Consider the following 10313-nt stretch of genomic DNA (forward strand, 5'->3'; position numbering starts at 1 on the left):
CGGGAGGCGTGCCCGCCCGCGTCCTACCTGCCTGTCAGGCCTTCCCGGTCTCCAGTGCCGCCGCCATCTCGGTGAGCCGCTCGAACGACGCCGACCCGGTGACCACGGTGATGGAGCCCTTCTCGTCGGTCCGCACCAGCGCGTCGTACTTCGGCCCCTCCCAGCGCTCCCAGGCCACACCGGCCACCTGCTGGGTGCGCTCGGTCTTCTCCGCCCGCTGGGTCACGTCCGGGATGTACCTGCCCGCCGGAGCGGTGGACTGCTCGATCGCGACATAGCGCCCGTCCGGGTCCAGGAACCCGAGGTGCCACTGGTCGTCGCTCTGGCGCTTGTACGAGACCGACGTCGCCTTCCAGCCCTCGGGCAGCCCGGCAGGGGCCACCACCGGATAGGGCGCGGCCCGCCGTGCCGTCAGCAGCTCGACGCGGTAGTCGACCGCCTTGACCGGATCCGCACTGTCGTCGTGCGGAACGAAGAGATAGACCACAAAGGCAGCCGCCAGCACCACCGCCAGCGACTGGACCATTCCCCGTACCGTCTGCTTGCCTCGCATACCTGCCACGGCACTATGGTCGCATCAAGGTATAGCGCTCAAACGTGGGGCCCACTGCTCAATTTGTCGACGTACCGATAGAGTCGCATCACCCTCTTCTTTTTCCGGCCGTCGTCGTACAGGAAGGTGCGCTCCGATGACCGAGCACAATCTCCCGTCCCAGCTGGAGGTCTCCCCCGAGGCCCCCGACCGCAACCTCGCACTCGAACTCGTCCGGGTCACCGAGGCCGCCGCCATGGCCGCCGGCCGCTGGGTCGGCCGGGGCGACAAGAACGGCGCGGACGGCGCGGCCGTCAAGGCCATGCGGACCCTGGTGCACACCGTGTCCATGAACGGGATCGTCGTGATCGGGGAGGGCGAGAAGGACGAGGCCCCGATGCTCTTCAACGGAGAGCGCATCGGCGACGGAACCGGCGCGGAGTGCGACATCGCCGTGGACCCGATCGACGGCACCACGCTGACCGCCAAGGGCATGCCCAACGCGATCGCCGTGCTCGCCGCCGCGGACCGGGGCACCATGTTCGACCCGTCCGCCGTCTTCTACATGGACAAGCTGGTCACCGGCCCCGAGGCGGCCGACTTCGTCGACATCAACGCGCCGGTCGCGGTGAACATCCGCCGCGTCGCCAAGGCCAAGAACTCCTCCCCCGAAGACGTCACCGTCGTCATCCTGGACCGGCCCCGCCACGAGGGCATCGTCAAGGAGATCCGGGAGACCGGCGCCCGGATCAAGTTCATCTCGGACGGCGACGTCGCGGGCGCGATCATGGCCGTGCGCGACGGCACCGGTGTCGACATGCTGATGGGCATCGGCGGTACGCCGGAGGGCATCATCGCCGCCTGCGCCATCCGCTGCCTCGGCGGCACCATCCAGGGCAAGCTGTGGCCGAAGGACGAGGACGAGCGGCAGCGTGCCATCGACGCCGGTCATGACCTCGACCGGGTGCTGTACACCAACGACCTGGTCAGTGGCGACAACGTGTTCTTCGTCGCGACGGGCATCACCGACGGCGAGCTGCTGCGCGGTGTGCGCTACCGGGCGGAGACCGCGACCACGCAGTCCCTGGTGATGCGCTCCAAGTCCGGCACGATCCGCCAGATCGACTCCTGGCACCGGCTGTCGAAGCTGCGCGCGTACAGCGCCGTCGACTTCGACCGCGCCCAGTAAGGACGTACGGAAAGGGGCGTCCTCATCCGCGTCTACGCGGTGGGGGCGCCCTTGCCCTCGCCTGTTCCGTTTCCGGCCATTCCTGCCGTCTGCTCCGTTCCGTACGGACGGCGCTGTCCCGTACGGAACGGCACGCGGTCAGGCCACCGAAGAAGCGGGCTTCTTCAGCTCGGTCTCGCGCCGCCTGCGCCGGGCCAGCACCACACGGCGCTCGGCCGCGGTGAGCCCGCCCCAGACCCCGTAGGGCTCGGGCTGGAGCAGCGCGTGCTCGCGACACTCCAGCAGGACCGGGCAGCGGGCGCAGACGCGCTTGGCGGCCTCCTCACGGGAGAGCCGCGCGGCGGTCGGTTCCTTGGACGGTGCGAAGAACAGCCCGGCTTCGTCCCGGCGGCACACCGCCGCCGTATGCCAGGGCGCGTCCTGATCTTCCCGAGCAGAGGTTCGCTGGGGTGGAACGGCGGCTACCTGCATGGGCTGATGCGGCAGTTGCAGCACGGTCTACTCCTGACGACTGACGACGGCTGGGCTGACGGCTTCGCGAGCGATCGAGCGAACGTCAAGCGATCGAGTGGGAGACGATGCAGCAAGGCCTACCCGCTGTACGCGCGCCTATGCACTGAGTTGCGCCAGGATCCGAACGCGACGTCCGCAGACCCGTACCAGCCCGCGCGGGGCCCGACTCCACGCGCCCCCGCCGCCGGCACCGGCTACGCCGCGACCGGGGCCGGCGTCGTCAACGACCCAGGTGTCCGCGCATCTTGGCGTGGAGGTCGGCGACCCGCTTGCCGCGCTTCGGCTTGGCCTCCACGTTGCCCAACACCGAGTAGCCGTTGACCACCACCACCGGGGCATGCGGGTCGGTGCCCTCCAGGGCGACCACATCGAAGTTGCCGAGGATGCCCGTGCCGCCACCGCGCAGCGTGATGTTCTCCGGGACGCGCACCTCGACGTTGCCGAAGACCGACGTCGCGTTGATGACCGTGAGCCGCTGCCCGAACATCGCCTCGGTCAGGTCGATCTCGACGTTGCCGAAGAACGCGAAGGCGTTGGTCCGAGACCCCACCCGCCAGCGGCCCCTGCGGGTGGCGCTGGAGAACACCGCGACCAGGTTCTCGGCCGGTCCGATGGGCCCACCGGTGCCCTCGTCGTACGCCATCGGCTCGGTGCCTGGCCGCGCCGCGGGCAGGTCCCGCACGATCGGTTCGAGTTCGCCCACGGTCTTGGCGCGGTAGACCGCGTCGATCCGCTCGGCGTGCTCCGCCGGGTCGAGCCTCCCCTCGGCCAGGGCCTCGCGGAGGATGTCCGCGGTCCGGTCGCGGTCGGCGTCGGAAGCACGGATGGCCCCGGCCCCCACTGCGGCTTCCGCCGTCATGTCCGCACCGGCCCCGTCGTCACGGGTGCCGGCAGCGCCGGCGGTGTCGGCTGGAGCGACGGGCGGCTTGGACTGACCGGGCCCGGAGCCCGCTGATGCACGCTTCTCGAAGTCCACGGAATCAGCGTAGCGAAACGCGATAGATCGCGACTAGGCCGTATCTGGCAAATGGCGCCGTCCGCCCGAAGGGCGGGGCCCGCAGCGTCTGGTGCATGGGCCCCCTCCCCAGGCCCGCAGGGCCCGCGGCGTCTGGTGCATGGGGCCTCCCCAGGCCCGCAGGAGCCGAGGGAGTGAGGCCTCCCCAGGCCCACAACGGCCGAGGGGGTGGGGCCTCCCCAGGCCCGCAAGGGCCGAGGGGACGGATCGCAAGGCGCTGTGGGTCCCCCCGCCGCAGGCAGCGGGAGGTCATCCTCGTACCGGGCATCCTTGGATGGCGCCGCTGACGCCGACAACGCAGCGGGGGCACCTCCTGGGGTCCCCCCGCAACAGCAGGGGGAAGCTCTGGGGGAGTCGCGGGCCAGGCGGGATGTGGCAGACACGGCCTGAGGTGCCATGGTCCCCGTCCGGGCGATCCTCGGCCGCCGCCGCCCGTACGCGACCGGGCCGCCGACTGAGCCTTACCTCACAAGCCCGGACTCCGACAGGCGCCTTACGCTTGTGGGCGCGCGCGCCAACGGAGGCCGCGCCGCAGTCTGCCGAGTGAGGAATGGCCGTCATGCCCAGCCCCGAGTTCCAGTACTCCGATCTGCTCCCGCTGGGAGAGGACACCACGCCGTACCGCCTGGTGACCGCCGAAGGGGTCTCCACCTTCGAGGCCGACGGACGTACCTTCCTCAAGGTCGAACCCGAGGCGCTGCGCAAGCTGGCCGAAGAGGCCATCCACGACATCCAGCACTACCTGCGCCCGGCGCACCTCGCCCAGCTACGCAAGATCATCGACGACCCCGAGGCTTCTTCGAACGACAAGTTCGTCGCACTCGACCTGCTGAAGAACGCGAACATCGCGGCCGCGGGCGTACTCCCCATGTGCCAGGACACCGGCACGGCGATCGTCATGGGCAAGCGCGGGCAGAACGTGTTGACGGAGGGCGGCGACGCGGAGGCCCTCTCGCGCGGCATCTTCGACGCGTACACCAGGCTCAATCTGCGCTACTCGCAGATGGCGCCGCTGACCATGTGGGACGAGAAGAACACCGGCTCGAACCTGCCCGCGCAGATCGAGCTGTACGCGACCGACGGCGGTGCGTACAAGTTCCTCTTCATGGCCAAGGGCGGCGGCTCCGCCAACAAGTCCTTCCTCTACCAGGAGACCAAGGCGGTCCTGAACGAGGCCTCCATGATGAAGTTCCTGGAGGAGAAGATCCGCTCGCTGGGCACCGCGGCGTGCCCGCCGTACCACCTGGCGATCGTGGTCGGCGGTACGTCGGCCGAGTTCGCGCTGAAGACCGCCAAGTACGCCTCGGCGCACTACCTGGACGAGCTGCCGGACGAGGGCTCGGTGCTCGGCCACGGTTTCCGGGACAAGGAGCTGGAGGAGAAGGTCTTCGAGCTGACGCAGAAGATCGGTATCGGCGCTCAGTTCGGCGGCAAGTACTTCTGCCACGACGTGCGCGTGGTGCGCCTGCCCCGGCACGGGGCCTCCTGCCCGGTCGCGATCGCCGTGTCCTGCTCCGCCGACCGCCAGGCGGTCGCGAAGATCACCGCTGAGGGTGTCTTCCTGGAGCAGCTGGAGACGGACCCGGCGCGCTTCCTGCCCGAGACCACCGACGAGCAGCTCACCGAGTCCGCCGAGTCCGCCGACGTGGTCAGGATCGACCTGAACCAGCCGATGGACGAGATCCTCGCCGAGCTGACGAAGTACCCGGTCAAGACCCGGCTCTCGCTCACCGGCCCGCTGGTCGTCGCCCGCGACATCGCGCACGCCAAGATCAAGGAGCGGCTGGACGCGGGCGAGGAGATGCCGCAGTACCTCAAGGACCACCCCGTGTACTACGCGGGCCCGGCCAAGACCCCCGAGGGCTACGCCTCCGGCTCCTTCGGCCCGACGACGGCGGGCCGGATGGACTCGTATGTCGAGCAGTTCCAGGCGGCGGGCGGCTCCAAGGTCATGCTGGCCAAGGGCAACCGCAGCAAGCAGGTCACGGACGCGTGCGCGGCCCACGGCGGCTTCTACCTGGGGTCGATCGGCGGCCCGGCGGCCCGGCTCGCCCAGGACTGCATCAAGAAGGTCGAGGTCGTCGAGTACGAGGAGCTCGGCATGGAGGCGGTCTGGAAGATCGAGGTCGAGGACTTCCCGGCCTTCATCGTGGTGGACGACAAGGGCGAGGACTTCTTCCAGAACCCGGCACCCGCGCCCACCTTCACCAGCATTCCGGTGCGGGGCCCCGGCCTGGGCTGACCTCATCAGGCGATGTCTCCGGTGAGCACTTGCCGGGAACGGGGGAATACATGATCCCCGGCAAGTGCTCAGCCTTTCAGGAGGTTTGGAGATGTCTGACCAGGGTTACCGGATCGAGCACGACTCCATGGGCGAGGTGAAGGTCCCCGCCTACGCCAAATGGCGGGCGCAGACCCAGCGGGCCGTGGAGAACTTCCCGGTCTCGGGACAGCGCCTCGAACGCGCCCATATCGAGGCCCTCGCCCGGATCAAGGCCGCCGCCGCCAAGGTGAACGCGGAACTGGGGGTGCTCGACAAGGACGTCGCGGAGGCCATCCAGGACGCGGCGGCCGAGGTGGCCGAAGGGCGGTGGGACGAGCACTTCCCGGTGGACGTGTTCCAGACGGGTTCAGGCACCTCGTCCAATATGAACACCAACGAGGTCCTGGCGACGCTGGCCGGTGAGCGCCTCGGGCGCTCCGTCCATCCGAACGACCACGTCAACGCCTCGCAGTCGTCGAACGACGTGTTCCCCTCCTCCATCCATATCGCCGCCACCGCGGCCGTGAGCCGGGATCTGATCCCGGCCCTGGAGCACCTCGCCGCGTCGCTCGAGCGCAAGGCCGCCGAGTTCGCCGGGGTCGTCAAGTCCGGGCGCACCCATCTGATGGACGCGACACCCGTCACCCTCGGTCAGGAGTTCGGCGGGTACGCCGCTCAGATCCGCTACGGAGTCGAACGGCTGCGGGCCTCACTGCCCAGGCTCGCCGAGCTGCCGCTCGGCGGTACGGCGGTGGGTACCGGTATCAACACCCCGCCCGGCTTCTCGGCGGCCGTCATCGCCGAGGTCGCGCGGGCGACCGGGCTGCCGCTGACCGAGGCCCGCGACCACTTCGAGGCGCAGGGCGCGCGGGACGGTCTGGTGGAGACCTCGGGGCAGCTGCGTACCGTGGCCGTCTCGCTCACCAAGATCGCCAACGATCTGCGCTGGATGGCGTCCGGTCCGCGGACCGGACTCGCCGAGATCGCGCTGCCCGATCTCCAGCCGGGCTCCTCCATCATGCCGGGCAAGGTCAATCCGGTGATCCCGGAGGCGGTCCTGATGGTGGCAGCGCAGGTGATGGGCAATGACGCGACCGTCGCCATCGCCGGAGCCGCCGGCAACTTCGAGCTGAACGTGATGATGCCGGTGATCGCCAGGAACGTACTGGAGTCCGTGCGGCTGCTCGCGAACTCGTCCCGGCTGCTGGCCGACCGTACGGTGGACGGCATCACCGCCCATGAGGAGCGGGGCCGGGAGTACGCCGAGTCCTCGCCGTCGGTGGTCACCCCGCTGAACAAGTACATCGGCTACGAGGAAGCCGCGAAGGTCGCCAAGAAGTCCCTTGCCGAGCGGAAGACGATCCGTCAGGTGGTGCTGGAGTCCGGGTACGTGGACCGCGGCGATCTGACCCTGGAGCAGTTGGACGAGGCGTTGGACGTGCTGCGGATGACCCGCCCCTGAGGTGCCGGGGATGCGCTCCCTGGCACATCTTCGGCACGGCCACCCGAGGCGTCCCTGACGCGTGGGCGGAGGCCGGCGGAGCCCCGCCAGGGCCCGTGACCTGCACCGCAGCGCGCCCCGCACCATAGCCCTAAGATCTGCGCATGACAGGTACGGCAGACTTCCCGCACTGGGCGCCCGGAGACCACATCCTGTGGCGGTATCGCGGCAACTCCTCCGGTGACGTGCATATCTGCCGACCCGTGACGGTGGTCGAGGACACGGACGAAGTGCTGGCCGTATGGATGGCGCCGGGCACCGAGTGCGTACGGCCCGTACTCAGCGACGGCAGTCCGGTGCACCAGGAACCGCTCGCCACCCGCTACACCGCGCCCCGCACCACGGCCCGCGCGCACTGGTCGGGCATGGGGGTGCTGAAGCTGGCCAGGCCGCACGAGCCCTGGTCGGTATGGCTGTTCTGGGACAGCGGCTGGCGGTTCAAGAACTGGTACGTGAACCTTGAGGAGCCGCGCACCCGGTGGGCCGGCGGGGTGGACTCGGAGGACCATTTCCTCGACATCGCCGTACGCCCGGACCGCAGCTGGCGCTGGCTGGACGAGGACGAGTTCGCCCAGGCGCAGCAGTCCGGGCTGATGGACGCCCGGCAGGCGCTGCGGGTACGGGCGGCAGGGCAGTCGGCAGTCGAGGTCATCCGGTCCTGGGGTCAGCCGTTCTCGGACGGCTGGGAGGACTGGCGGCCCGATCCCGGGTGGCCGATCCCCGAACTGCCCGCCGACTGGAATCACACGCCGGAGTGCAGGTCGGCATGACGAGGCCGTGAGACCCTTGATGCGCCCCGGGGGTTCAAACGTAGGATCGTCCTCCGCAAGGCCGCACCGCCGAGACGCCCCGACACCACAGCGCCACGACTCCGCACCACATCGCAGAAAATCGCACATCCATCGCACAGCGATCGGACAATGGAACGGCACGACGAATCGGCACGAAGAACCGGCAACGACTCAGCACCGCACCGGAACTGACCGCAAGTCATCACGAGGGGGAGCAGACCGTGCTTGATGTGGGCCCGGATCTCCTTCTTTTTGTCGACGCCTCGCCCGGAGTGGGTAAGGGATACATCGACGGCCCTGGGACGTTGCCACCCCGGGCCATGGGGACACCCACAGCGGCACCCGAGACGCCATGGCCCGGCTACCCGACGTGTCCGGCACGATCCGGAAAACCGGCCCTGACCTCGTACCACCGGCCCGGACGGACGGAATCCCACGCGTGACGGAGCATCCCACCTCCCATGAAGGCCGGCAGCCCTTCGCTGCCCGGCCTCAGGAGCGCACCCGGCCACGGCATGAGGCGGGCACGCACGCCTCCACGCCGTCGGGCGGGAACCTGCCCGCCCAGTCGCCGGCACCTGCCGCCGCAGCCGCCAACCCGGCTGCCTCAGCGCCGCAGGGGGCCGCCACGCCCATGGGGGCGTCCGCGTCCGCCGTCCCTGGCCCGGCGCCCGCACCGGGCCCGCTCTCCGCGCCGGGCCCGGCCGGCGCGGCCGCACCTTCGGGCCCGCCGCAGGACCCGGCCGGTGCCGCCCGGCGCGAGGGCGACCGGCTGCGCTTCGTGGGCGCCGCGACTCGGCGTATCGCACGCGGGATCGACCTGGACGAGATCGTGCTCGGGCTCTGCCGGGCGACCGTGCCGACGTTCTCGGACGCGATCCTGGTCTATCTGCGCGACCCGCTGCCGGTCGGCGACGAGCGGCCGGTCTCACCGTTCGTGCTGCGGCTGCGGCGTACCGACCGGCTGCGTTTAACCGACGACGACACCGAGAACGCGCTGGTCACCAATGCCGTCCAGGTACCGGTGCTGAATCCGCAGGCCGATCTGCCGGTGGCGGATCTGTGCGAGGTGCAGACCGGTGGGGCGCTCGCCGAGGTGCTGCGGGGCGTACGGCCGGTCTTCGGGGACTCCGCGGCGGCCCGCGCCGCCCTGCCCGAACTGCTCGGCGACGGCCGGACCCTGCCGACCGGCCATCGCGCGATCCTCGCGCCGCTGCGCGGCAGGCGCCGGGTCACCGGCGCGGCGATCTTCCTGCGCAGGCCCGATCGCCCGGCCTTCGAACCGAACGACCTGCTGGTGGCCGCGCAGCTCGCCACCCACACCGCGCTCGGCATCGACAAGGCGGTGCTGTACGGCCGTGAGGCGTATATCGCCGACGAACTCCAGCGCACCATGCTGCCCGAGGGGCTCCCCCAGCCGACCGGTGTGCGGCTCGCGTCGCGCTATCTCCCGGCGGCCGAGACAGCTCGGGTCGGCGGTGACTGGTACGACGCGATCCCGCTGCCGGGCAGCCGGGTGGCACTGGTCGTCGGGGACGTGATGGGCCACTCCATGACCTCGGCGGCGATCATGGGCCAGCTGCGCACCACGGCCCAGACCCTCGCGGGTCTCGACCTGCCCCCGCAGGAGGTGCTGCACCACCTGGACGAGCAGGCCCAGCGGCTGGGCACCGACCGCATGGCGACGTGTCTGTACGCGGTGTACGACCCGGTCGCGCACCGGATCACCATCGCGAACGCGGGCCATCCGCCGCCGGTACTGCTGCACCTCGGCGGCCGGGCGGAGGTGCTCCGGGTGCCTCCGGGCGCGCCTATCGGTGTCGGCGGGGTGGATTTCGAGGCGGTCGAGTTGGACGCGCCCGCCGGAGCCACACTGCTGCTCTACACGGACGGGTTGGTCGAGTCGCGGCTGCGGGACGTGTGGACCGGGATCGAGCAGCTCAGGGAGCGGCTGGCGGCGACCGCCCAGCTCACCGGTCCGGACCACTCGCCACCGCTTGAGGCGCTCTGCGACGACGTGCTGGACATGCTGGGTCCCGGCGACCGCGATGACGACATCGCGCTGCTCGCGGCTCGCTTCGACGGGATCGCGCCGAGCGATGTCGCCTACTGGTATCTGGAGCCGGAGGAGCGGGCGCCCGGCCGGGCCCGGCGGCTGGCCCGCAGGGCACTGGCCCGGTGGGGTCTGGAGGAGCTGTCCGACTCGGTGGAGCTGCTGGTCAGCGAGGTGGTCACCAATGCCGTGCGGTACGCGGAACGGCCGGTGACCTTGCGGCTGCTGCGCACCGACGTGCTGCGCTGCGAAGTCGGCGACGACTCGCCGCAGTTGCCCCGGCAGCGGCGGGCGCGGGACACGGACGAGGGCGGCCGTGGGCTGTTCCTGGTGAACCGGCTGGCCAGGCGGTGGGGCGCGACCCGGCTCTCGACCGGCAAGGTGGTGTGGTTCGAGCTGCCGACGCGGGGCTGACGAGCACGAAAGCGGACACGGGGGCGGGCCAGGCGCTGATGC

The 10313-nt window shown here is 70.5% G+C and carries 8 protein-coding genes; 5 read left to right on the forward strand and 3 right to left on the reverse strand.

What is annotated here, in order from left to right; translation table 11 throughout:
• Positions 1-34 precede the first annotated feature (34 nt).
• Positions 35-562, reverse strand: coding sequence for a DUF4245 domain-containing protein (locus ACFWI9_RS30175; protein WP_387167193.1), 528 nt, complete (start codon positions 560-562; stop codon positions 35-37).
• 127 nt (positions 563-689) lie between these two features.
• On the opposite strand from ACFWI9_RS30175, the gene glpX reads away from it, so the two are divergent.
• Complete coding sequence (glpX, locus tag ACFWI9_RS30180) at positions 690-1721, forward strand: class II fructose-bisphosphatase (RefSeq protein ID WP_387167196.1); 1032 nt, start codon at positions 690-692, stop codon at positions 1719-1721.
• Between the two features lie 138 nt (positions 1722-1859).
• On the opposite strand, the gene ACFWI9_RS30185 is transcribed toward glpX, so the two are convergent.
• On the reverse strand, positions 1860-2216 hold the full coding sequence (locus ACFWI9_RS30185; protein ID WP_338672549.1) for a WhiB family transcriptional regulator: 357 nt from the start codon (positions 2214-2216) through the stop codon (positions 1860-1862).
• Between the two features lie 238 nt (positions 2217-2454).
• The gene (locus ACFWI9_RS30190; RefSeq protein WP_387167199.1) at positions 2455-3210 is read right to left on the reverse strand and encodes a DUF1707 domain-containing protein; all 756 of its coding nucleotides are present in this window, start codon (positions 3208-3210) and stop codon (positions 2455-2457) included.
• 598 nt (positions 3211-3808) lie between these two features.
• Between ACFWI9_RS30190 and ACFWI9_RS30195 the strand changes: the two genes are divergently transcribed.
• From ACFWI9_RS30195 to ACFWI9_RS30210, 4 genes are all read left to right on the forward strand, one after another.
• Positions 3809-5491 (forward strand): fumarate hydratase, encoded by a 1683-nt coding sequence (locus tag ACFWI9_RS30195; RefSeq protein ID WP_387167202.1) that lies wholly within the window; start codon positions 3809-3811, stop codon positions 5489-5491.
• A 91-nt stretch (positions 5492-5582) separates the two neighbouring features.
• Entirely contained in the window at positions 5583-6974 is a 1392-nt protein-coding gene (locus tag ACFWI9_RS30200) for a class II fumarate hydratase (RefSeq protein ID WP_387167205.1), read from the forward strand.
• Between the two features lie 143 nt (positions 6975-7117).
• Positions 7118-7783, forward strand: coding sequence for a DUF402 domain-containing protein (locus tag ACFWI9_RS30205; protein ID WP_387167208.1), 666 nt, complete (start codon positions 7118-7120; stop codon positions 7781-7783).
• Positions 7784-8243: 460 nt separating this feature from the next.
• A complete protein-coding gene (locus ACFWI9_RS30210) occupies positions 8244-10271 on the forward strand; it encodes a SpoIIE family protein phosphatase (RefSeq protein ID WP_387167211.1) in 2028 nt (675 codons plus the stop codon).
• The last annotated feature ends 42 nt before the right edge of the window (positions 10272-10313 follow it).

This window comes from Streptomyces sp. NPDC127084 (genome assembly GCF_042724175.1).
Taxonomy (GTDB): Bacteria; Actinomycetota; Actinomycetes; order Streptomycetales; family Streptomycetaceae; genus Streptomyces.